The following is a 21,390-nucleotide window of genomic DNA, read 5'->3' as shown; positions in this document are numbered from 1 at the left end:
CAGGAGAACCTATGCCCCACCAGCAACGACGCTGTGGGATCCGCCTGCGGGCGGTCGCGGGCACTGCAGCGCTGACACTCCTCACCGCGGGGTGCGCCGGAGCAGGCGGCACCTCCTTCGGAGGAGGTGACGCACTGAACGTCCTCATGGTGAACAACCCGCAGATGGTCGAGCTGCAGAAGCTGACCGCGGAGCACTTCACGGAGGAGACCGGCATCAAGGTCAACTTCACCGTGCTGCCGGAGAACGACGTCCGCGACAAGATCAGCCAGGACTTCTCCAACCAGGCGGGTCAGTACGACGTCGGCACCATCAGCAACTTCGAGGTGCCGTTCTTCGCGAAGAACGACTGGCTGCACCCCCTCGACACGTACGCCGCCGAGGACACCGCCTTCGACCAGGACGACATCCTCAAGCCCCTGCGGGACTCGCTCACCGCCGAGGGCAAGCTCTACGCCGAACCCTTCTACGGCGAGTCGTCCTTCCTCATGTACCGCAAGGACGTCTTCGAGGAGAAGGGCATGAAGATGCCCGCGCGCCCCACCTGGGAGCAGGTGGCCGGACTCGCGGCGCAGGCGGACGGCGCCGAGCGCGGCATGAAGGGCATCTGCCTGCGCGGACTCCCCGGCTGGGGCGAGGTCATCGCACCCCTGACCACGGTCGTCAACACCATGGGCGGCACCTGGTTCACCGAGGACTGGGAACCGCGCCTCACCTCACCGGAGTTCAAGAAGGCAACCCGCTTCTACGTGGACCTCGTACGCGAGCACGGAGAGCGCGGAGCCTCCCAGTCCGGGTACGCCGAGTGCCTCAACAACATGACGCAGGGCAAGACCGCCATGTGGTACGACGCCACGGCGGGCGCCGGATCGCTGGAGGCGGCCGGCTCCCCGGTGAAGGGGAAGATCGGATACGTACCCGCACCGGTCGAGAAGACCAAGAGCTCGGGCTGGCTCTACACCTGGGCCTGGGGCATCCAGAAGGCCTCCAAGAAGGCCGACAACGCGTGGAAGTTCGTCTCCTGGGCGTCCAGCAAGGAGTACGAGTCGCTCGTCGGCGAGACCAGCGGCTGGGCCAACGTGCCCGCCGGCAAGCGGGCCTCCACGTACGACAACCCCGAATACCTCGAGGCGGCCGGGGCGTTCGCGGACGTCACCGAGCAGGCCATCGCCGGCGCCGACCCGCTGAACCCGGGCACCCAGCCGCGCCCGACAGCCGGCATCCAGTTCGTGGGCATCCCCGAGTTCACCGACCTCGGCACCAAGGTCGCGCAGGAGATCAGCGCAGCCATCGCCGGCCGCCAGTCCGTAGACAAGGCCCTGGCCGCCTCCCAGAAGCTGGCCGAGCAGGTCGCCAAGGAGTACCGATGACCACAGCAGTCAGCACCTCACCCGTGTCCCCACCGAAGCCACCGGCACCCGCGCCCCGCAAGAACGGCCCACGGGCCTGGGCCACCAGGGCGCCGCTCCTGCCCGCACTGGTCTTCCTGATCGTCGTCACCCAGCTGCCGTTCGTGGCGACCCTGGTGATCTCCCTCTTCGACTGGAACTCCCTCAACCCCGACAAGCGCAGCTTCAACGGGCTGGAGAACTACGCCTCCGTCTTCACCGACGCGGCGCTGCGCGACTCGGTCCTCACCACGATCCTGCTCACCGCGAGCGTCGTCATCGCCACCGTGGTCATCGGGCTGGCCCTCGCCCTGCTGCTCGACCGCACGTTCTTCGGCCGCGGCATGGTCCGTACGCTGCTCATCACGCCGTTCCTGCTCGTCCCCGTCTCCGCCGCCCTGTTGTGGAAGCACGCGCTGTACAACCCCGAGTACGGGCTCCTCAACGGCACGCTCAGCTGGATCGGCGAGCTCTTCGGCGACACCTCGCCGGCCCAGCCGGACTGGATCGCGGACATGCCCCTGCTCGCGGTCGTGACCGCCCTGGTCTGGCAGTGGACGCCCTTCATGATGCTGATCCTGCTCGCCGGACTGCAGAGCCGGCCCGCCGAAGTGGTGGAGGCCGCGCGGCTCGACGGCGCGAGCGCCTGGCAGACCTTCCGCTACCTGACCCTGCCGCACCTGCGCAGGTACCTCGAGCTCGGCGTCCTGCTCGGCGCCGTCTACATCGTGCAGAACTTCGACGCGGTGTTCACCATCACCGCCGGAGGCCTCGGCACCGCCAACCTCCCGTACACGATCTACCAGACCTTCTACCAAGCCCACGAATACGGACTGGCGTCCGCCGCGGGAGTCGTCGTCGTGATCGGCACGATCATCATCGCCACCTTCGCGCTCCGGACCGTCTCGTCCCTCTTCAGTGAGGAGGCGAACCGCGCATGACCGCTGCCACCGTTCCCGCCACCGCGTCCGTTTCCCGCACCCTGCGACGGGCCAAGCGCCGCTCCACCGCACTGGGCCTGCTGGCCTGGGCGGCAGGACTCGCCTTCTGCCTGCCCGCGCTGTGGATGCTCCTGACCTCCCTGCACGCGGAGTCGGACGCGGCGACCAACCCGCCCTCCCTCACCGCGCCCCTGACCCTCGACGGCTACCGCGCCTTCTTCGGCGCCGACACCGGCGTCACCCCGTGGCCGCCCCTGCTCAACTCCCTGGGCGCCTCGTTCTTCTCCACGGTCCTGGTGCTCCTGCTGGCACTCCCGGCGGCCTACGCGCTCTCCATCCGGCGCGTCCGCAAGTGGACCGACGTCATGTTCTTCTTCCTCTCCACGAAGATGCTGCCCGTCGTCGCCGGCCTCCTCCCCATCTACCTGTTCGCCAAGAACGCCGGGATGCTGGACAACATCTGGCTCCTCGTCCTGCTCTACACCTCGATGAACCTGCCGATCGCCGTCTGGATGATGCAGTCCTTCCTCGCGGACGTCCCGGTCTCCGTCATCGAGGCCGCCCAGGTCGACGGTGCCCGCCTGCCGACCGTCCTGGCCCGTGTGGTCGCGCCGATGGCCGCCCCCGGAATCGCCGCCACCGCGCTGATCTGCTTCATCTTCAGCTGGAACGAACTGCTCTTCGCACGGGTGCTCACCGGCGTCGTCGCCCAGACCGCCCCCGTCTTCCTCACCGGATTCGTCACCAGCCAGGGCCTCTTCCTCGCCCAGCTGTGCGCCGCGTCCGTCGTCGTGTCCCTGCCGGTGCTCGCCGCCGGTTACGCCGCCCAGGACAAGCTCGTCCAGGGCCTCTCTCTTGGAGCAGTGAAATAATGCGGGCAGCGATCATCGAAGCACCCGGCAAGGTTTCCGTCTCCACCGTCCCCGACCCCGCTCCGGGGCCCCGCGAGGTGGTCGTGGCCGTCGCCTCCGTCGGCCTGTGCGGAACCGACCTGCACATCCTGCAGGGAGAGTTCGCCCCCACCCTGCCCATCGTCCCGGGCCACGAATTCGCCGGGGAGATCGTCGGCATCGGGCGGGAGGTCACGGAGCTGGCCATCGGCGACCGGGTCGCCGTCGATCCCTCCCTGCACTGCCACGAGTGCCGCTACTGCCGCATCGGACGAGGCAACCTCTGCGAGCGGTGGGCCGCCATCGGCGTCACCGAGCCGGGCGGTGCCGCCGAGTACGCGGTGGCACCCGTGGCCAACTGCGTCCGACTGCCCGAGCACATCGACGTGAAGGACGCGGCGCTCATCGAGCCGCTGTCCTGCGCGGTCCGGGGATACGACGTCCTGAACAGCACCCTGGGCGCCGAGGTGCTGATCTACGGCTCCGGCACCATGGGCCTGATGATGCTGGAACTCGCCAAGCGCACGGGCGCCGCCGGCGTCGACATACTGGACGTCAACCCCGACCGCCTCGCCACGGCGGCCCTCCTCGGCTGCTCCCGGTCCGCGGCCGGGGCCGACGAGCTCGACCGGCCCGGCGGCTGGGACGTCGTCATCGACGCGACCGGCAACGCCGGCGCCATCCAGGACGGCCTGGGGCGCGTCGCGAAGGGCGGCACCTTCCTCCAGTTCGGAGTGGCCGACTACGCGACCAGGGCGGTCATCGAGCCGTACCGCATCTACAACCACGAGATCACCATCACCGGTTCGATGGCGGTCCTGCACAGCTACGAACGCGCCGCCGCGCTCTTCGCCTCCGGAGTGCTCGACCCGTCCGTCTTCATCAGCGACCGGCTGCCCCTGGAGCAGTACCCGCAGGCCATCGACCGCTTCAAGGCGGGCATCGGCCGCAAGATCGTGGTGCAGCCGTGACGGGTGGGCCCGGCCACGTCCTCGTCCTCGGTGAGGCGCTCATCGACCTCGTGCCGGTGGACGGGGACGGGAACGTGCGGGCCGCCCAGTTCGGTGGAGCCCCCGCCAACGTCGCGGTCGGGCTCGCCAGGCTCGGCTCACCCGTCGCCTTCGCCGGCGGGCTGGGCGGTGACGGCTTCGCCCGCACCATCGAGGAGCGGATGCGGACGGCGGGGGTGGACCTCGCCCTCTGTGCCCGGTCCGCCCTGCCCACCGCCCTGGCCGTCGCCGACCCCGGCACCGACGGGACGGGATACCACTTCCACCTCGGGGACACGGCCACCTTCCGGCTGCCGGACCTCTCGGCCCAGGCCGGCCGCTTCGGCGCCGTCTACGTGGGCGGGCTCGCGGCGGTCGTGGATCCCGGGGCGGAGGCCGTACGGGCGACGGCCGAGGCGGCTGCCGCGCACTCCCTCCTCGTCGTGGACCCCAACGTCCGGGAGGACCGCACCCTGGACCCGGAACGGAGTCTGGCGCTGCTGCGCGAGCTGTGCGGCCTCGCCCATGTCGTCAAGGCCAGCGACGAGGACCTGGCGCGCCTGTGGCCGGGCGCGGATCCGGAGGACACCTGCGCGGACCTGGCGGCCGACGGCCGGCTCGTGGTCATGACCAGGGGAGCCAGGGGCAGCACGGCGTACACCCCCACCGCACCGCCGGTGTCGGTGGCGGCCACACCGGTCGAGGTGGTCAACACGATCGGCGCGGGGGACGCCTTCCTCGCGGGCATGCTGAACCGCCTGGGCGCGGGAGGTGCCTTCGCGGGCGCGACCGGAGTCCAGGAGGTGGAGGCGATGCTCGCCCACGCCTCCGACGTGGCCGCCTCCGTGTGCGCCCGGGCGGGCACCGAGCCCCGTGTCCCCACTCATGGCTGAGGAGCCCTCCCCGTAAACCGCGCACCTCCGCACCGGTGCGGAGGTGCGCGGGGGCGCGGTGGTGCCCATCCTGACTGTGTGACCTGGAGACCGCACGGCAGCCGAGGGCCCGACGGGCTGTCCCCGGTGCTCGCGCAGGCGGCGGTGAGTGCCATCGACGCCGCGGGCGGGTACGCCGGCGGCGTCTACCTGCGTTCCCGCACCCCGGGCCTCCTCCTCATGGCGGTCCTCGCGGGGCTGCCCGTATCCCTCATGCGTCCGTGGTGGCGCATGCACGTGAACCGGCCCTTCCCGGTGGCCGAGGCGTACCGCTCCGGCAAGCCCGTGTACCTGGGCGATGCCGAGGAGACCATGCGCCGGTTCCCGCAGCTGATGGCGGGGCTGCCGTTCCCGTTCGGATCGCTCTACGCACCGGTGCTGAGCGGGCGCACGCCCGTGGGTGTGCTCGTCGTGCTGCGCTATGCCACGCGCGGCGAGCCCGTCGGCATGGCGGACCGCCGCGAGGTGGAGGACCTTGCGAGCCGGCTCGGCGCCGACATCGCCGCACTGGAGACGGACGGGCCGCCGATCACGTGGGAGGGCGAGCCCGTACCCGTGCGGCTGCCCTCGGACACCGTGCGGCCGTTGCGGGTCGGGCACTTCGACTGGGACCCCGTCAGCGGCGCCTTCAGCGCGGACGACGAGGCGTGTCTGATGCTCGGCACCGGACCCGCGGACACCATGGAGGCGCTGACGGCCGGGCTGCTGCCCGAGGACGCGTACGGGCTGTGGACCCTGGGCGCCGGGGCGGCGCGGTCCGCGCAGCCGCAGGTACGCAGGATGCGACTGCGCGGACCGGACGGCAGATCACTCCTGGTCGAACTCTCCCGCAGCGGGCCCGCCCGAAGACACGTGGGCCTGTCCGGTGTCCTGCTCGACCCGGGCACCGAGCCGGTCTTCCCACAGGCCGCGGACCGGATTCCGCGCGGCACGCTCTCCCACGACCGGCTGGGTCGGATCACCTACGTCAACCGGCTGGCCGAGGAGGTCCTCGGCCACAGCCGTGCGGAGATGGTCGGCCGGATCCTGTGGGAGGTGCTCCCCTGGCTCGCGAACCCCGCCTACGAGGACCACCACAGGGCCGCGCTGTTCTCCGCGGACCCGGTGTACTTCCTGGCCAGACGCTCCGCGACGGAGTGGCTGAACGTGGCGATGTACCCCGGCCCGGACGAGATCACCGTGACGGTCGGCGCCGCCGGGCGCCCCGAGCGCCCGCCGGCGCCCGTCGACGCACAGGGCCCGGGACCCGGTTCCCCGGGCGACCGCTCGGCCGTCCTGTACCGCCCGGTCGCCCTGGCCATCGCCCTGACGGAGGCGGTCACCGCCCGCCAGGTGTCCGCCGTGGTCACGGAGGAGCTGCTGCCCGCGTTCGGGGGCAGACAGCTGGCCATCTACCTGCAGAGCGAACGGCACCTCTACCTGTCCTGGGAGACGGGCTTCCCCCAAGGCTTCCTGAACCGGTTCGACGGCGTCGGCCTTGACGCGCACATCCCCGGCGTGGAGACGCTCACGACCGGCAGACCGCTGTTCTTCGAGTCCATGACGAAGCTGGCGGAGGCGTACCCGGGGATCCCCATGGACACCGATGTCGGCGCCCGCGCCTTCCTGCCGCTCATCGCGTCCGGGCGCCCCGTCGGGTCGTGCATCCTCGGCTTCGACCAGCCTCGGGGCTTCAGCCCCGAGGAACGCACCGCACTCACCGCCCTGGCCGGTCTGATCGCCCAGGCGCTCCAGCGGGCCCAGCGCTACGACACCGAGGCCGCCCTCGCCCGCGGACTGCAGGACGCCCTGCTCCCGCACCGCCTGCCCGTCGTCGAGCAGGTCGAGACCATCGGGCGGTACCTCGCCGGCACCCGGGGCATGGAGGTCGGAGGCGACTGGTACGACGTCATCGAGACCGGCAGCGGGCTGGCCCTCGTCATCGGCGACGTCCAGGGCCACGGCGTCGCCGCAGCCGCGACGATGGGCCAGCTCCGCAGCGCCGTACGCGCCTTCGGGCTGAGCGGACACGACCCGCAGGAGATCATGAGCGCCACCAACCGGTTGCTCATCGACCTCGATCCGGGCCAGTTCGCCAGCTGCTGCTACGTGGTGCTCGACTCAGCGACGGGGTACGCCCAGGCCGTGCGGGCCGGCCACCCCCAGCCCGTCCTGCGGCACCCCGGCGGCAGGACCGAGGTTCTCGACCTGCCGGGCGGTGTCGTCCTCGGAATCGACCCCGCCGCGTCCTACCCGGTCGCCGGCCTGCGGCTGGAGCGGGGAGCCGTCCTGGCCCTGTTCACCGACGGACTGGTGGAGAAGGCGGGTACGGACATCGACGAGGGGATCGAACGCCTGCGCAGCACCCTGGCCGAAGTCGGCCACGCGCCCCTCGCCGAGACCGCCGACCGCGTCATCGCCCGCGCGGGCCAGGACGAGAACCGCCCCGACGACATCGCGCTGCTGCTCGCCGCCCGCCGCGATTCCGCCGGCTGATCACGGTCGGCCCTCGCGTCCTCGATGAGCCAGGGCCCGCCCGGGCCGTCACTTCGTGACGAATTCAAGCAGCGCCGGGTTGACGATCTCGGGGTGCGTCCAGGCCACGTTGTGCGGTCCGCCCTCGACCGTCACGAACGTGAGGTCGTCGATGAGCCCGGGCAGCCGCGCGGCGGTGTTCGGATACGGCAGGATCCGGTCCGCGTCCCCGTGGACCAGGAGCGTGGGGATGTCGAATTTCGGCAGGTCCTGGCGGAAGTCGGTGAGCCACGTGTCCACGCAGGCGTGCGCGGCGAACGGGGAGGCGGCGACCGCGACGTTGAAGCTGTTGTTCCACGCCTGGTCGCTGATGCGCGTGCCACCGAACGTGTCGACGTTGTAGAAGTTGTCGAGGAAGTCCTTGAAGTACGCGGGACGGTCGGCGATCACCGCCTCCTTGATGCCATCGAAGACCGACCGGTCGACCCCCTCGGGATTCTCGTCCGTCTTGAGCAGGAAGGGAGGGATGGCCCCCATCAGGACCGCCTTGGCGACCCGGCCCGATCCGTACCTCCCCAGGTACCGGGTGACCTCACCGGTCCCCATGGAGAAGCCGCACAGGATCACCTCGGACAGGTCGAGGTGGTCCAGCAGGAAGTTGAGGTCGGCGGCGAAGGTGTCGTAGTCGTACCCGGTCGTGGGCCTGCTCGACCCGCCGAATCCCCGGCGGTCGTAGGTGATGACCCGGAATCCGGCGTCCAGCAGGACGCGCTGCTGCTTCTCCCACGAGTTCCCGTCGAGCGGGTAGCCGTGGATGAGGACGATCGCGGGGCCGCTCCCGTGGTCCTCGTAGTAGATGTCGATGGACGCCGTGTTCTCCTGGCCGACAGTGACGAAAGGCATGGGTGACCTGCTTCCGGCGATCTGAGGAGTCATTCGCGGTGGATCGTGACAGGAATGGCCGCAAACCAGTGAACACCCGGATATCTCCCCCCGCCACTCGGGACGTCGCCGCCCCGGCCGGGGTGGCCGGATGTCCGTCATGCGGACCGCGCGGGGGCGGACTGCGCCGAGTGCCTGCTCGTGAGGCATCCTCTGCTGGTCGGGTAGACCGGGCCCGTGGCGGTGAGCGCATCGCCGCCGGCCCGTGACGGAGAAGGATTCGGAACCACATGGCAGACAACACGGACCTCTTGGCCTTCGTGCGCGCACGCCTCGCGGAGGAGGAGCAGATCGCTCGGGGAGCCGGCGGGGACGGCTGGCGGTGCCCGGCCGAGGCGCCCGGCGAAGTGCACGACCGCACGGGCGGTATCGCCTTCGTCGTGCGGTCCCGCGGCTACGACCGGCACATCGCCCTCCAGGACCCGGCACGCACCCTGCGCCGCATCGAGACGAACAGGGTCCTCCTGGACGAGTACGAGGAGATCGCGTCCCGGGACACGGACCGGCCCGATCAGGACTTCGCCTCGGGGCGCGCGGTGGGGCTGGGATTCGTCGTCCGGCAGATGGCCGGCGAACACGCGGGACACCCCGACTACCGGGTGAAGTGGCTGCCCCGGTTCTCCCACTGGGGGCCTTCGGGAGCCCCGGAGGCCTGACCGGCCGTACAGTGCGTCCGCCCCGGTCCGTGCGATGCGTCCGACCGGTTCGCGCCGGTGCGTGCCGGCGGGTGAGTACGGGGGAGCGGTGCTCCTGAGTACGTGACCCGATTCCGGCGCGGGCCGCCGCTGGTCGAATGGGAACCATGGTCCCCGACGCTCAGCGGCATCCCCGCATCCAGAACCTCACCACGGCCGGCACGGCGCTGGCGGTCACCCTGCTCCCGTTGGCCGTGGGAGTGCTGCTGGCGAGGTCCCTGGCGATGGATCCGCTGAGCCCGGTGAACGCGCTGGTCACCAGTGGAGGACAGCGTGCCCGGATCGCTCCGGCCCGGTGGGTTCTGCGGGCTCGAACAAAAGGGCTCATTTCCCGCAGTAATGCTACTCATGTCCAGGAAAGCGCTCTCGCTTTTGTTACGCGCATCCGCGCGGTCCGGCCGGGGGTGCGCGGGTAGCGGGATGCGGCGCATACGGAGCGCTGTGGCCCGGTGGTCGGTAGCCGGAACGGGTCGGTGCGGCGATCAACGGTTGACAGGTCTACGACTGTCGGAATCCGTGTCGGCTGCAGCCGTGTGTGACAGGAATGTCCGCATTTTGTCACGCGCATCAGGGCCTCTTTCCAGCCACCTCGGAAGCGGGACAAAGTTTGCGTTCCCGGCACTACGCCGGGGCCGAACAACGCCCGGCACATCCGTACCGGGCCCGCATGATGAGGGGTTTCCATGTCCCGTTCCGCACGACGGATCACCGCCACCGTTCTCGCCTCCGGAGCTCTGCTCGCCGCAGCGGCCCTGCCGGCCACGGCCGATGGCCGGGACCACGGCCAGAACCGGCCGGCCCAGCGCTCGGCGGTCGTCCTGGGCGAGATCCAGTACGAGAGCCCGGGTCGCGACAACGGCTCCAACCGCAGCCTGAACGCGGAGTGGGTCACCGTCACCAACACCGGCCGTCGCGCCGTCAACCTCCGTGGGTGGACGCTCACCGACGAGAGCCGCCGCACCTACGAGTTCGACCTCCGCCTGCCGGGCCGTTCCTCCGTCCGCGTCCACACCGGTGTGGGCCGCGACTCCCGCCACGACGTCTACCAGAACCGCCGCCACTACGTGTGGGACAGCAAGGACACCGCCACGCTCCGCGACAGGCGCGGGCACAGGGTCGACTCCGAGTCCTGGGGCCGGCACCGCGACGGCGGACACAACAACGGTGGTCACAACAACGGCGGACACCACCGCGGTGGCGGTGACAACCGCTGACACACCGGTAGTGGCGGACCCCGTCCTCCCGCGGCGCACCACGGCCCACGCCGTGGTGCGCCGCACCGCTGTGCCCTCCGGGAACGCGTCGGCCGACCGCGTGGAACGGGGTCCCGTGCAACAGTGGGCGGCCGCAGATGTCAGGATGGCCCCATGACCATCAAGGCGTATTTCGACATCACCATTGACGACCAGCCCGCTGGGCGGATTGTGTTCAACCTCTTTGACGACGTGGCCCCCAAGACGGCGGAGAACTTCCGTGCGCTGGCCACCGGCGAGAAGGGCTTCGGCTACGCCGGCTCGCCCTTCCACCGGGTCATTCCGGACTTCATGCTGCAGGGTGGCGACTTCACCCGCGGCAACGGGACCGGCGGCAAGAGCATCTACGGCGAGAAGTTCGCCGACGAGAACTTCACCCTGAAGCACACCAAGCCGGGTCTGCTGTCGATGGCCAACGCGGGCCCGAACACCAACGGTTCGCAGTTCTTCATCACCACCGTCGTCACCCCGTGGCTGGACGGCAAGCACGTGGTCTTCGGTGAGGTCGCCGACGAGTCCAGCATGGAGCTCGTCCGCAAGATCGAGTCGTACGGCACCTCGGGCGGCACGACCCGGGCCAAGATCGCCGTCTCGGAGTCCGGCGTTCTCTGACCTCGCAACAGGGCTCCGGCCGGCCCGTGCGGCGGGCCGGGGCCCCGCACGCTCCCGCGCACGCGCCGCGGCACTCGTGTCGGCCGGAACAGCGGCCCGCCGGACCGTAGCGTGACTCCATGTGCTGGAGCGCGACCGCCGATCTCGTCGCGGGCACGGGGATCGTCGCGGTCGGGGTGGCCTGTGTCGCCCGCCTCGAACGGGCCCGTGACCTGCCGCTCGCGGCACTGCCGCTGCTCCTCGGGGCGCACCAGATCACCGAAGCCGTGATCTGGCGTTCCGGGGGCGGCAGCGGGCCCGCCACCACCGCCTGGGCGGTGATCGCGCTTCCGCTGCTGGCCCTCTGGGTGCCGCTGGGTGTCCTCTGCACGGTGCCGCCCGGTGCCCGCCGACGGCTGGCGGTCCCCGTCGCGGCAGGCATCGTGACCTCGGCCGCCCTCTCGTACGGCATCGCCGCACACCCCGTCACGGCGGAGATCCGCGGACACACCCTCGGTTACGTCGTCGGCCTTCCCCGCCCCGGGCTCCTCGTGGCGGGCTACGTGCTGGCCACCATCGGCTCCCTGCTGCTCTCGGGCGACCGCGGCCTCGTACTGCTGGGCGTCCTGGTCGCGGTGGGCGCGGCGGTCTGCGTGACGCTGTGGCGCACGGAGTTCATCTCGACGTGGTGCGCCTTCGCGGCCGTGTGCTCGGTCGTGCTCCTCGCCCGGACCCGTCGGCGCGCCCCCTCCCGGCTCCCGGACCGGTTCGGCTGATCCGCCCGCCCCGTCCCACGAGCACACCGCGGGGGCGAGGACCCGAGGGCGCGTCCGGAAGGCGTCCGGGCCACGGAAGTGCCAGGGTGGAGACGATCCCGTACACCGTGGGCGTGGGACGAAAGGACCGTGGGGTGCGCATCGATCTCGCAGGGAGGACCGCGGTCGTCACCGGCTCCTCACAGGGCATCGGTCTGGCCGTCGCCACCGGTCTGGCCGGCGCGGGAGCCCGCGTGGTGCTGACCGGGAGGGGCAGGGACCGGCTCGACACGGCTGCGGACGTCCTGCGCGGCGCCGAGCCGGACGCGGACGTCGTCACGGTGGCGTGCGACCTCACCACCGAGCGGGGAGCGGCCGAGCTGTGCGAGGAGGCGCCCGTCGCGGACATCCTCGTCAACAACCTCGGCATCTTCGGATCCCGGCCGCCGCTGGAGATCACCGACGACGAGTGGCGCACGTACTTCGACACGAACGTCCTCAGCGCCGTACGTCTGATCCGCCGCTACCTGCCGGGGATGACCGAGCGGGGCTGGGGGCGGGTGCAGAACATCGCGAGCGACTCCGCGATCGTGATCCCCGCCGAGATGATCCACTACGGAATGTCGAAGACCGCGCTGCTGGCGGTGTCCCGGGGTTTCGCCAAGGAGGCCGCGGGCACCGGGGTGACCGTGAACTCGGTGATCGCCGGGCCCACCCACACCGGAGGCGTCGAGGATTTCGTCCGCGAGCTGGTGGGCACGGACCTGCCGTGGGACGAGGCGCAGCGTGAGTTCATGCGGCTGCACCGGCCGCAGTCCCTGCTGCAGCGGCTGATCGAGCCCGAGGAGATCGCCCACCTGGTCGTCTACCTCAGCTCCCCCCAGGCCTCGGCCACCACGGGCTCGGCGCTGCGGGTGGACGGTGGATACATCGACTCGATCGTGCCCTGAGCATCCGTGCTGGCATGATCGACGCATGGACGAGCGCATCATCGCCGCGTGTGACGGGGCATCGAAGGGAAATCCGGGGCCTGCTGCCTGGGCATGGGTCGTGGCCGACGGGCAGGGGCGCCCCCAGCGGTGGGAGGCGGGCCCGCTGGGCACCGCCACCAACAACGTCGCCGAGCTCACCGCCCTGCAGGAACTGTTGAGGTCCACCGACCCGGCGGTGCCCGTCGAGGTGCGCATGGACTCGCAGTACGCGATGAACGCGGTGACCAAGTGGCTGCCGGGCTGGAAGCGCAACGGCTGGAAGACGTCTGCGGGGAAGCCGGTCGCCAACCGGGAGCTGGTGGTCGGCATCGACGACCTGATGGGCGGCCGCAGCGTGAGCTTCCGCTACGTGCCCGCGCACCAGGTCGACGGAGATCCGCTCAACGCGCTCGCCGACCAGGCCGCGAGCGAGGTGGCCGTGTCGCAGCAGGCGGCGGGGACGGTGCACGGTGCCGCGGGACTGCCGGTGCCGGCTCCCGCGCGCTCGTCGAAGAGCAGGGCGGGCGGCACGGCGGGTGCGGTCAGGACCTCGCGTCCCGGCGCGACGATCAGCGCGAAGTTCGCGGGGCGCTGCCACTGCGGGAAGCCGTACGCGGCCAAGGACGTGATCGCGAAGAACCCGAACGGCTGGGGCCACCCCGAATGCCGGACCGCGGTCGCCTGACCGGCCCGGACGAGCCCCGGGGGCCTTCAGATATCGGCCCACACCAGGCGGCTCGAGAAGCTGGTACGCGTTCCCCACCGGGTCGCCAGCATGTCCACGAGCATCAGACCCCGGCCGTCCTCGGGGAGCGACGCCAGGTCGAAGCCTTCGAGGCCGTCCGGGTCCCCCATCGCCACCGGGCCGGGGCCCTCCGCACTCCTCGGAACGCTCGGACCGTGCAGACCGTGGGAACCGTCACCGGCACGGTGTGACAGCTCCGGGCGGCGTGGCATCGGGGCGCGGGGGTGGGACGCCGCGCCCGGGTCCATCGGGCGGGACGGCGCGGGTACGCGCCCCCTGCCGCGGTTCCACACACAGATGCGCACTCTGCCCGTGGAACGCAGGACACGGCACCGAATGCGTCGGCCCGCGGTGTGCTGCACCGCGTTCGTGACCAGCTCGGTCACCACCAGAGCCGCCGTGTCGACGCGGTCGTCGGGCTCTCCCCAGTCACGCATGACTTCCTGCACGCGGTGCCTGGCCTCCGGCACGCACTGGGCGAGACGGGGCATCCACCAGCTCTGTGCGCTCCGTCCGCCGGCATCCTCCGAGACGAGTCGTGCGCAACTGACTATTTCCGACATGTATGTACTGTCGGCGCAAAGTGCATACTTTGCAAGCGACAGAATGCCTGAAAAGATCCGAATCCGAGCCCGCGAGGAAGGCGTGTGCATGCGGCCCCGATCCGGCCCGACGGTCGAGCACCGTGTCCTCGCGGCGCGTCTGCGCATGCTCCGCGAACGCGCGGGAGTCAGCCTGCAGGCGGCAGCCGAGGCGCTGGACGCCCACCCGGCGACCGTGCGGCGCATCGAGCGCGCCGAGACGGGACTGGACGCGCGCCAGGTCCGCGTCCTCCTGGACCGCTACGGGGTCCCCGCGGCCGAGGCCGAGCCGGTCATGGCGGGTCTGGGCACCGCGAACCTCCCCGGATGGTGGCATCGGTGGCGGGGGGCCATGGAGCCGTGGCAGCAGGAGGTCATCGGCATCGAGTCCTCCGCCGGGCTCGTCCGGACCTGGCACCCCGCGCTGGTCCCCGAGCTGCTGCGCACGCCGGACTACGCGGCGGCACTGTGCCGCATCCTGTACCCCGCCGAGAGCCCCGCGCAGCGGACCCGGCGCGTCGAACTGTTGGGGGAGCGGCAGCGGCGCATGGCGGAGCGCGGCGCCGCCCTCTGGGCGCTGTTCCCGGCCGCCGCGCTCCACACGCGGGTCGGCGGTCCAGAGGTGATGGCCGGGCAGCGGGCGTTGCTCACCGAGGCCGCGGACCGGCCGCACGTCACCGTGCAGGTGGTACCGCTCGATTTCCCGCCGCACCCCATGACGGGGGTCCCGCCACTGCACCTGATGCGCGTCCCGGCTCCGGAGATCGCCGACTGCGCCGTCCTGGAGACCCCGGGCGCCCGGGTGGAGATCACCGATGAACCGGACACGGTGATGCAGTACCGCATCCGGCTGGACAGCGCGTGTGCGTCCGCGCCCCACCCGGGCTCCCCTCTGCCCGGGGGCGGATAGGCGCGTCCCAGGTGGTTTCGATCGCCCGAAGCCGGTCATCCGCAAGGGGACAACCGCCCGAGCACGCAGCAGAGGAGTGGAAAGTCATGGACAACTGGCGCATGCACGCGGCCTGCCGCGACGAGGACCCGGATCTGTTCTTCCCCATCGGGAGCACCGGCCCGGCGCTCGTGCAGACCGAGGACGCCAAGGCGGTGTGCGCGACCTGCCCCGTGCGGGAACAGTGCCTGGAATGGGCCCTGGAGAACGGGCAGGACTCGGGCGTATGGGGAGGCCTCGGCGAGAACGAACGCCGTGCCCTGAAGCGCCGCGCCCGCCGGCACGTCAGGGCCCAGGGGTGACACCTGGGCGCTCCGGCCGCCGCGAGGGTGGACGATGAACCATGGACACTTCGGTCTGGCTCATCATCGGTGCGGTCGCCGCGCTCCTCGCCGCAGGCACGGCGGCCGTGCTCCTGGTACGGGTGGTCCGGGCCAGGAAGCTGCTCGTCGACGCGGGGATCCCCCTGCACAACAAGGCACTGGTCTGGGCCGCGATCGTCTACACCGTGTCGCCGGTCGACCTGCTGCCCGACCCCGTCTACCTCGACGACGTCGGATTCCTGCTGCTCGCCCTGCGCTCGCTGCACACGGCGGCGCACGCGGCCGGAATCGGGGTGCGGCCCACCGGGTCCCGGCGGACCGGAGTCCGGCAGGTCGGAACAGAAGCGGAATGACGCGGCAACCTTTCGGCACCGGGCGGCGACTGACGAGTCGTAAGCCGTCCCCGGCCAGAAGGTGCCTCTCGTGGAGCCTCTGTTTCCCCACCCCGAACCCCGCTCGCGCCGTCGGCGCCGAGCCACCCGCAACCGGGCGCTGATCGGCTCGCTGGCTGCCGGGCTGCTCGCCGCCGGCGGGATCGTCGCCCTCGGCCCCGCCTCGCAGGCCGCCACCGTCCGGCAGGCCGAGGCCCTCGACCGCGGTGTCGTCAGCGTGCACACCGACAGCGGCAACCTCGTCAGCTGGCGCTGGCTGGGCACCGACCCCGACAACGTGTCCTTCAACGTCTACCGGGCCGGTACCAAGGTCAACACCACGCCCGTCACCGCCTCGACGAACTACTTCCACCCGGGCGCACCCGCCACCGCCGACTACACGGTGCGTGCGGTCGTCGGCGGCGTGGAGCAGAGCGACTCCGTGCACGCGATCCAGTTCCGGGCCGGCTACAAGGACGTGCCGATCAGCCCGCCCGCGGGCGGTACGACACCCGACGGGGTCGCCTACACCTACGAGGCCAACGACGCCTCCGTCGGTGACCTGGACGGCGACGGCGCCCTCGACTTCGTACTGAAGTGGCAGCCCACCAACGCCAAGGACAACTCCCAGTCCGGCTACACGGGCAACACGATCATCGACGGGATCCGGCTCGACGGCACCCGGCTCTGGCGGATCGACCTGGGGCGCAACATCCGCTCCGGTGCGCACTACACGCAGTTCCAGGTGTACGACTACGACGGCGACGGCCTTGCCGAGGTGGCGACGAAGACGGCCGACGGCAGCACCGACGGAACCGGCAAGGTGATCGGCAGCTCCTCCGCGGACCACCGCAACTCCTCCGGCTACATCCTGTCCGGACCCGAGTACCTCACGATGTTCAACGGCCGTACCGGCGCGGCGATGGGCACCGTCGACTACGTCCCGGCGCGCGGCACCGTCTCCTCGTGGGGCGACTCGTACGGCAACCGGGTCGACCGCTTCCTCGCCGGCACCGCCTACCTGGACGGGTCCAGGCCGTCCCTGATCATGGCGCGCGGCTATTACACGCGGAGCGTCATCGCGGCCTGGGACTGGCGCAACGGCGCCTTCACCCGGCGCTGGACCTTCGACACCAACAGTTCGACCAACTCCGGCAAGGGCTACGACGGCCAGGGCAACCACCAGCTGTCCGTCGCCGACGCCGACGGTGACGGCAAGGACGAGATCATCTACGGTGCCATGGCCGTGGACGACAACGGCAGCGGTCTGTGGACGACGAAGAACGGCCACGGCGACGCCATGCACGTCGGCGACCTCGACCCCTCCCGGCCGGGGCTGGAGGAGTTCAAGGTCGACGAGGACAGCTCCAAGCCGTCCTCGTGGATGGCGGACGCGAGGACGGGCCAGATCCTGTGGTCCACCCCCGCGAGCGGCGACAACGGCCGCGGCGTGTCCGGTGACATCTGGTCCGGCAGCGCAGGTGCCGAGTCCTGGTCCTCCGCCGTCTCCGGGGTGCGGAACCCGCAGGGTGCCGTGGTCGGCAGCCGGAAGCCGTCCAGCTCGAACTTCCTGTCCTGGTGGGACGGCGACACGACCCGTGAACTCCTCGACGGCACCCACATCGACAAGTACGGCACCTCGGCCGACACCCGTCAGCTGACCGGCGCGTCCGTCCACTCCAACAACGGCACCAAGGCCACACCGTCGATCTCCGGAGACCTCTTCGGTGACTGGCGCGAGGAGGTCGTCTGGCCGACCACCAACAACACCGCGCTGCGGATCTACTCCACGCCGTACGAGACCGGCACGAAGATCACCACGCTGCTGCACGACACCATGTACCGCACCGCGCTGGCCTGGCAGAACACGGCCTACAACCAGCCGCCGCACCCCAGCTTCGCCATCGGCAGCGGGATGGCGACCGCGCCCCGGCCGGACATCACGACGCCGTAGCCGCGGAAACGCGGTTCCGGCGGGGTTCCGGCACCCAGGGCAGCGGCGACCTCAGGGATCACCTGAGGTCGCCGACGCCCTGCCGGACGGGCTCGAGGTGCCCGCGGGGGGAACACGGGGAGATCGGTGGCCGCCTCCCGCCGGCGTCACCGGGCCGACCGGCGCGGGCCGTGCCCCGTCCGGGGGCGGTCGCGCCGGCGGGTCGTCAGCGGCCGGTCTCCGGAGCGCGCCGTGTGAGGCAGTAGACGCCGCCCGCCGGGTCCCGCATCACCGTCCACGCGGGGCCGTCGCGGACGAACGAGGCGCCGCACCGCTCGTGCCAGGCCCTCCCCGCGCCGAGGTCGGGGCACGCGATGTCCAGGTGTGCCGAGGCGGGGCGGGCCTCGGTCAGGCGCTGGAGCAGCAGGTGCACCGGCAGGTCCGGGCGCGGGCGCAGCGCGACGAACTCCGGGTGCTCGCCAGGAGTCGCGTCCCATCCTGTCAGTGCCGTCCAGAAGACGACCTCCGCCTCGAACGAGGCCGGTGCGACATCGAGGCAGAGCTGGTCCAGCCGGCTCTCCGGACGCCCGGGGCCGCCATGGACCGGCGGGCGGTCCTGCTGGCCGCGCCAGGGCACGACGCAGAACGGCTGACCGCCGGGGGAGCGCAGCACGGTCGACCCGGGTCCGTGCGGACCGACCGCTGCGCCCAGCCGGGCCGCCCGTGCGGTGAAGGCCGGGACGTCCTCCACCGCCAGGTCCGGATGGGCTCCGCCCGGTCCGCCGACGGCCTGTACCACCAGGCAGGCGTCGGCCGTGCCGGCTCCGCCCGCCGCGTCGGGGAGCAGCGTGGTGAACCTGCCCGCCCCCCACGGGGCGGACGCGTGGGTACCCGTGACGGTCGTCCAGAAGTCCGTCGCGGGGCCGACGAGGGCTGTCGGGCGGTCGATGCAGGCGTACGTCCAGCGAATCACGTCGCTCCTCCGCGGGCTCGGGATCATGGCCGGCACCGCCATCGTGCCAGGGCGGCCGCCGGTTCCTTCACCACCCGTTCACCGGCGGGATCCGCCCAGGGCATTTCCCCGCGCGTGCCGGGGACCTACGCTCGGCCGCGCGGTGATCAGCGGTGCCGGACGCCGGGGAACGGAGTCTGACAACGTTGTCCACGCTCTCGTTGTCCCCCTGCGGAAGGTACGACATGCCCCCCAGACCGCCCGTCCTGCGCTTCGCCGCGCGAGCCGCCGCGATCGTCCTCGCCGGCACGCTCGCCGCCGCCGTCACGCCGCCGGCCGCCCAGGCCGACGTGCTCGTCACGCGGCCAACGGCCCACGTCGATCCGCTGATCGGTACCGCGAACGGCGGCAACACCTTTCCCGGCGCCGTCCTCCCGTACGGCATGATCGCGTGGTCGCCCACCAGTACCCGGGGCGACCAGACCAGCACCGGAGCCGCGAACGGCTATGAGTACGGGGCCACCCGGCTGCGCGGGCTGAGCCTCACGCATGTCAACGGTGCCGGTTGCAATCCGGGCGCCGCCGGTGACGTGCCGATCATGCCCTTCGTCGGCGACGTCACCTCCTCCCCGTCCGCGGACACCAAGGACGCCGTCTACGCGGCCGACTTCTCGCACGACAACGAGCGGGCCGTGCCCGGGCGTTACACCCTCGGCCTGGACTCGGGCGCCACCGCGGACCTGGCGGTCAGCGAGCGCGCGGGCGTGGCCGACTTCAGCTTCCCGGCCGACAAGCCCGCCAACCTGCTCTTCCGGGTGTCGAACTCACTCAACGGCAGCGAGGACGCCGAGGTCGAGATCGACACCGCGCACCGCAAGGTGACCGGGTCGGTGCTCACCGGGGCGTTCTGCGGCAGGCGCGCCAACGGTGGTACCAACAACCGCAAGAGCTACTACCGGCTCTACTTCAGCGCTTCCTTCGACCGTGACTTCGCCTCGACCGGTACCTGGAAGGACGGCACCCTCGCGCCGGGCGGTACCAGCGCCAGCGGTGGCGAGGGGTACGCCACCGGGGCCGACCGGGCCGGACGCGGATCCGGTGGCTGGGTCGGCTTCGACACCACCGACGACGACGATGTCCGCATGCGCATCGGCATCTCCTACGTCAGCCGGGCCGGGGCCGAGGCCAACCTCCGCGAGGAGGTGGCGCCGAGGGCGAGCGTGGACGACGTGGCGCGGGCCGGATCCCGTGCCTGGGACCGCGAGCTCAGCTCCGTACGCACCGGCGGCGGGACCGACGCGCAGCGCACGGCGTTCTACACGGCGCTGTACCACGCGCTGATGCAGCCCAACCTGATCAGCGACACCGACGGCCGCTACCCGGGCATGGACGGGAAGCCGCACCGGGTGGCGCGCGGACAGGGGGCGCAGTACAGCAACTTCTCCGGCTGGGACCAGTACCGTGCCCAGATCCAGCTCCTCGCCCTCCTCAAACCGGAGATCGCGGGGGACTTCGCCCAGTCCCTGTACAACTTCGCCCGGCAGAACGGCGGCGTCTGGGACCGCTGGGTCCACGTCAACGGCGCCACGCACGTGATGACGGGCGACCCCACGGCCGCCACCCTGGCCACGTTCTACGCCATGGGCGTACGCAACTTCGACTACGAAGGTGCCTACGAGTCCCTGGCCCGCCAGGCCACCGTGCCCCACCCCGACGGCCTCTCCGACGCCGGATGCCCCGGCCAGTGCACCGGCCAGCGGCCCAACCTGGCGCAGTACCTGGAGTCCCACTACGCGCCCCAGGACGTCTGCCACTGCTGGGGCGGCGCCGCCGAGACGCTGGAGGACGCCGTCGCCGACGCCGCGCTCGGCCGCTGGGCCCGGCTGCTGGGCCGGGACGAGGAGGCCGGCACCTTCGAGGAGCGCGGCCGCTGGTGGCGCAACGTGTTCAACCCCGAGGCCGGTGACGGTGCGGGGACGACCGGATACATCCAGGCCCGCAACCTCGACGGGTCCTGGGTGAGCCCGTTCAGTCCCGGCAGCGACCGCGGCTTCGCCCAGGGCACCAGCGCCACGTACACCTGGATGGTTCCGCAGGACGTGCAGGGCCTTGCCGCCGCGATGGGCGGACGCGACACGGCGGCGAAGAGGCTGGACGCCTTCTTCCACAAGGCGGACGGCTCCTGGTCGGTGAAGGGCGGCGACGCGCTGCGCTACGACCCCACCAACGAACCGGGCATCCACGCCCCCTGGCTCTACAACGCCCTGGGGCAGCCGTGGAAGACCCAGGAGACCGTGCGCGAGATCGTGGACACGGTCTACGGGACCGGCCCGCGCGGCCTGCCGGGCAACGACGACCTCGGCACCATGTCCGCCTGGTACGTCTTCTCCGCCCTGGGGCTCTACCCGCAGACGCCGGGCAGCGCCACGATGCTGCTCGGAACCCCGCTCTTCCCCGCCGCCGTGCTCGACCGGCCGCGGGGCAAGGACATCAGGATCACCGCGCCGGGGGCCGGCGCGACACATCCGTACATCGACGCGGTGAAGGTCGACGGGCGCCCGAGCGACCGGTCCTGGACGGACGCGCGACTGGTCACCAGGGGTGGGTCGCTGGACTACCGGCTGGCTGACCGGCCGAACACCGGATGGGCCACCGGACCTGCGGGTCTGCCGCAGTAGGACGGCGACGGGCCGTGTGCCGATACCCGGTGGGCGGCCCGTCGCCGCTCACCGGGT

General features: G+C 71.5%; 21 protein-coding genes. 18 read left to right on the top strand and 3 right to left on the bottom strand.

The genetic code is table 11. The features are described from left to right. The first annotated feature begins 11 nt into the window (after window positions 1-11). From OG927_RS02210 to OG927_RS02185, 6 genes are all read left to right on the top strand, one after another. Window positions 12-1,370, top strand: coding sequence for an ABC transporter substrate-binding protein (locus OG927_RS02210; RefSeq protein ID WP_124283201.1), 1,359 nt, complete (start codon window positions 12-14; stop codon window positions 1,368-1,370). Beyond that, window positions 1,367-2,329, top strand: a complete 963-nt coding sequence (locus OG927_RS02205; protein ID WP_124283202.1) for a carbohydrate ABC transporter permease — start codon at window positions 1,367-1,369, stop codon at window positions 2,327-2,329. The genes OG927_RS02210 and OG927_RS02205 overlap by 4 nt, the downstream gene beginning before the upstream one ends. Continuing rightward, window positions 2,326-3,201 carry a carbohydrate ABC transporter permease gene (locus tag OG927_RS02200; RefSeq protein ID WP_056788159.1) on the top strand — a complete coding sequence of 292 codons (876 nt, stop codon included), beginning with the start codon at window positions 2,326-2,328 and terminating at the stop codon, window positions 3,199-3,201. Before OG927_RS02205 ends, OG927_RS02200 begins: the two co-directional genes overlap by 4 nt. Further along, complete coding sequence (locus OG927_RS02195) at window positions 3,201-4,190, top strand: zinc-dependent alcohol dehydrogenase family protein (RefSeq protein WP_056788157.1); 990 nt, start codon at window positions 3,201-3,203, stop codon at window positions 4,188-4,190. The genes OG927_RS02200 and OG927_RS02195 overlap by 1 nt, the downstream gene beginning before the upstream one ends. Beyond that, on the top strand, window positions 4,187-5,101 hold the full coding sequence (locus OG927_RS02190) for a PfkB family carbohydrate kinase (protein WP_056788152.1): 915 nt from the start codon (window positions 4,187-4,189) through the stop codon (window positions 5,099-5,101). Before OG927_RS02195 ends, OG927_RS02190 begins: the two co-directional genes overlap by 4 nt. A gap of 78 nt (window positions 5,102-5,179) precedes the next feature. Next, a complete protein-coding gene (locus OG927_RS02185; RefSeq protein ID WP_330319592.1) occupies window positions 5,180-7,615 on the top strand; it encodes a SpoIIE family protein phosphatase in 2,436 nt (811 codons plus the stop codon). A 48-nt stretch (window positions 7,616-7,663) separates the two neighbouring features. Here OG927_RS02185 and OG927_RS02180 read toward each other — a convergent pair whose 3' ends face one another. Further along, on the bottom strand, window positions 7,664-8,497 hold the full coding sequence (locus OG927_RS02180; protein WP_330319591.1) for an alpha/beta fold hydrolase: 834 nt from the start codon (window positions 8,495-8,497) through the stop codon (window positions 7,664-7,666). Between the two features lie 269 nt (window positions 8,498-8,766). Here OG927_RS02180 and OG927_RS02175 point away from each other — a divergent pair, with 269 nt between their 5' ends. The 7 genes from OG927_RS02175 to OG927_RS02145 all read left to right on the top strand — a co-directional run bounded on the left by OG927_RS02175 (window position 8,767) and on the right by OG927_RS02145 (window position 13,486). Then, window positions 8,767-9,192, top strand: coding sequence for a DUF6221 family protein (locus tag OG927_RS02175; protein WP_056788140.1), 426 nt, complete (start codon window positions 8,767-8,769; stop codon window positions 9,190-9,192). Between the two features lie 146 nt (window positions 9,193-9,338). Next, window positions 9,339-9,647: a hypothetical protein gene (locus OG927_RS02170; protein WP_241191999.1), complete on the top strand. Its 309-nt coding sequence runs from the start codon at window positions 9,339-9,341 to the stop codon at window positions 9,645-9,647. A gap of 267 nt (window positions 9,648-9,914) precedes the next feature. Beyond that, window positions 9,915-10,445, top strand: coding sequence for a lamin tail domain-containing protein (locus OG927_RS02165; RefSeq protein WP_056788136.1), 531 nt, complete (start codon window positions 9,915-9,917; stop codon window positions 10,443-10,445). A gap of 153 nt (window positions 10,446-10,598) precedes the next feature. Then, the gene (locus OG927_RS02160) at window positions 10,599-11,096 is read left to right on the top strand and encodes a peptidylprolyl isomerase (protein WP_056788133.1); all 498 of its coding nucleotides are present in this window, start codon (window positions 10,599-10,601) and stop codon (window positions 11,094-11,096) included. A gap of 119 nt (window positions 11,097-11,215) precedes the next feature. Beyond that, entirely contained in the window at window positions 11,216-11,851 is a 636-nt protein-coding gene (locus tag OG927_RS02155; RefSeq protein WP_056788128.1) for a DUF6629 family protein, read from the top strand. 134 nt (window positions 11,852-11,985) lie between these two features. After that, window positions 11,986-12,780, top strand: a complete 795-nt coding sequence (locus tag OG927_RS02150; RefSeq protein ID WP_056788317.1) for an SDR family NAD(P)-dependent oxidoreductase — start codon at window positions 11,986-11,988, stop codon at window positions 12,778-12,780. Window positions 12,781-12,805: 25 nt separating this feature from the next. Continuing rightward, window positions 12,806-13,486 carry a ribonuclease H family protein gene (locus OG927_RS02145; RefSeq protein WP_330319590.1) on the top strand — a complete coding sequence of 227 codons (681 nt, stop codon included), beginning with the start codon at window positions 12,806-12,808 and terminating at the stop codon, window positions 13,484-13,486. 26 nt (window positions 13,487-13,512) lie between these two features. On the opposite strand, the gene OG927_RS02140 is transcribed toward OG927_RS02145, so the two are convergent. Next, on the bottom strand, window positions 13,513-13,983 hold the full coding sequence (locus tag OG927_RS02140; protein ID WP_408058030.1) for an ATP-binding protein: 471 nt from the start codon (window positions 13,981-13,983) through the stop codon (window positions 13,513-13,515). Between the two features lie 214 nt (window positions 13,984-14,197). Here OG927_RS02140 and OG927_RS02135 point away from each other — a divergent pair, with 214 nt between their 5' ends. From OG927_RS02135 to OG927_RS02120, 4 genes are all read left to right on the top strand, one after another. Further along, window positions 14,198-15,037 (top strand): helix-turn-helix domain-containing protein, encoded by an 840-nt coding sequence (locus OG927_RS02135; RefSeq protein WP_056788122.1) that lies wholly within the window; start codon window positions 14,198-14,200, stop codon window positions 15,035-15,037. Window positions 15,038-15,123: 86 nt separating this feature from the next. Next, complete coding sequence (locus tag OG927_RS02130) at window positions 15,124-15,378, top strand: WhiB family transcriptional regulator (RefSeq protein WP_056788118.1); 255 nt, start codon at window positions 15,124-15,126, stop codon at window positions 15,376-15,378. Between the two features lie 41 nt (window positions 15,379-15,419). Continuing rightward, entirely contained in the window at window positions 15,420-15,752 is a 333-nt protein-coding gene (locus OG927_RS02125; RefSeq protein ID WP_056788115.1) for a YkvA family protein, read from the top strand. Between the two features lie 70 nt (window positions 15,753-15,822). Then, a complete protein-coding gene (locus tag OG927_RS02120) occupies window positions 15,823-17,724 on the top strand; it encodes a rhamnogalacturonan lyase (protein ID WP_056788112.1) in 1,902 nt (633 codons plus the stop codon). 205 nt (window positions 17,725-17,929) lie between these two features. On the opposite strand, the gene OG927_RS02115 is transcribed toward OG927_RS02120, so the two are convergent. Beyond that, window positions 17,930-18,676 (bottom strand): VOC family protein, encoded by a 747-nt coding sequence (locus OG927_RS02115; RefSeq protein WP_079099312.1) that lies wholly within the window; start codon window positions 18,674-18,676, stop codon window positions 17,930-17,932. 224 nt (window positions 18,677-18,900) lie between these two features. On the opposite strand from OG927_RS02115, the gene OG927_RS02110 reads away from it, so the two are divergent. Beyond that, window positions 18,901-21,333, top strand: a complete 2,433-nt coding sequence (locus tag OG927_RS02110) for a GH92 family glycosyl hydrolase (RefSeq protein WP_330319589.1) — start codon at window positions 18,901-18,903, stop codon at window positions 21,331-21,333. Window positions 21,334-21,390: the final 57 nt, after the last annotated feature.

This window comes from Streptomyces clavifer, from assembly GCF_036345975.1.
Lineage (GTDB): Bacteria > Actinomycetota > Actinomycetes > Streptomycetales > Streptomycetaceae > Streptomyces > Streptomyces clavifer.
The sequence above is the reverse complement of the archived record's forward strand: the minus strand, read 5'-3'. Positions and strand labels throughout refer to the sequence as shown.

Bases quoted from the DNA above. Each gene is read 5' to 3' on its own strand.
- OG927_RS02210 (WP_124283201.1), top strand. From the start codon at position 12: ATGCCCCACCAGCAACGACGCTGTGGGATCCGCCTGCGGGCGGTCGCG.
- OG927_RS02205 (WP_124283202.1), top strand. From the start codon at position 1,367: ATGACCACAGCAGTCAGCACCTCACCCGTGTCCCCACCGAAGCCACCG.
- OG927_RS02200 (WP_056788159.1), top strand. From the start codon at position 2,326: ATGACCGCTGCCACCGTTCCCGCCACCGCGTCCGTTTCCCGCACCCTG.
- OG927_RS02195 (WP_056788157.1), top strand. From the start codon at position 3,201: ATGCGGGCAGCGATCATCGAAGCACCCGGCAAGGTTTCCGTCTCCACC.
- OG927_RS02180 (WP_330319591.1), bottom strand. From the start codon at position 8,497: ATGCCTTTCGTCACTGTCGGCCAGGAGAACACGGCGTCCATCGACATC.
- OG927_RS02175 (WP_056788140.1), top strand. From the start codon at position 8,767: ATGGCAGACAACACGGACCTCTTGGCCTTCGTGCGCGCACGCCTCGCG.
- OG927_RS02170 (WP_241191999.1), top strand. From the start codon at position 9,339: ATGGTCCCCGACGCTCAGCGGCATCCCCGCATCCAGAACCTCACCACG.
- OG927_RS02165 (WP_056788136.1), top strand. From the start codon at position 9,915: ATGTCCCGTTCCGCACGACGGATCACCGCCACCGTTCTCGCCTCCGGA.
- OG927_RS02160 (WP_056788133.1), top strand. From the start codon at position 10,599: ATGACCATCAAGGCGTATTTCGACATCACCATTGACGACCAGCCCGCT.
- OG927_RS02155 (WP_056788128.1), top strand. From the start codon at position 11,216: ATGTGCTGGAGCGCGACCGCCGATCTCGTCGCGGGCACGGGGATCGTC.
- OG927_RS02145 (WP_330319590.1), top strand. From the start codon at position 12,806: ATGGACGAGCGCATCATCGCCGCGTGTGACGGGGCATCGAAGGGAAAT.
- OG927_RS02140 (WP_408058030.1), bottom strand. From the start codon at position 13,983: ATGCGTGACTGGGGAGAGCCCGACGACCGCGTCGACACGGCGGCTCTG.
- OG927_RS02135 (WP_056788122.1), top strand. From the start codon at position 14,198: ATGCGGCCCCGATCCGGCCCGACGGTCGAGCACCGTGTCCTCGCGGCG.
- OG927_RS02130 (WP_056788118.1), top strand. From the start codon at position 15,124: ATGGACAACTGGCGCATGCACGCGGCCTGCCGCGACGAGGACCCGGAT.
- OG927_RS02125 (WP_056788115.1), top strand. From the start codon at position 15,420: ATGGACACTTCGGTCTGGCTCATCATCGGTGCGGTCGCCGCGCTCCTC.
- OG927_RS02110 (WP_330319589.1), top strand. From the start codon at position 18,901: ATGCCCCCCAGACCGCCCGTCCTGCGCTTCGCCGCGCGAGCCGCCGCG.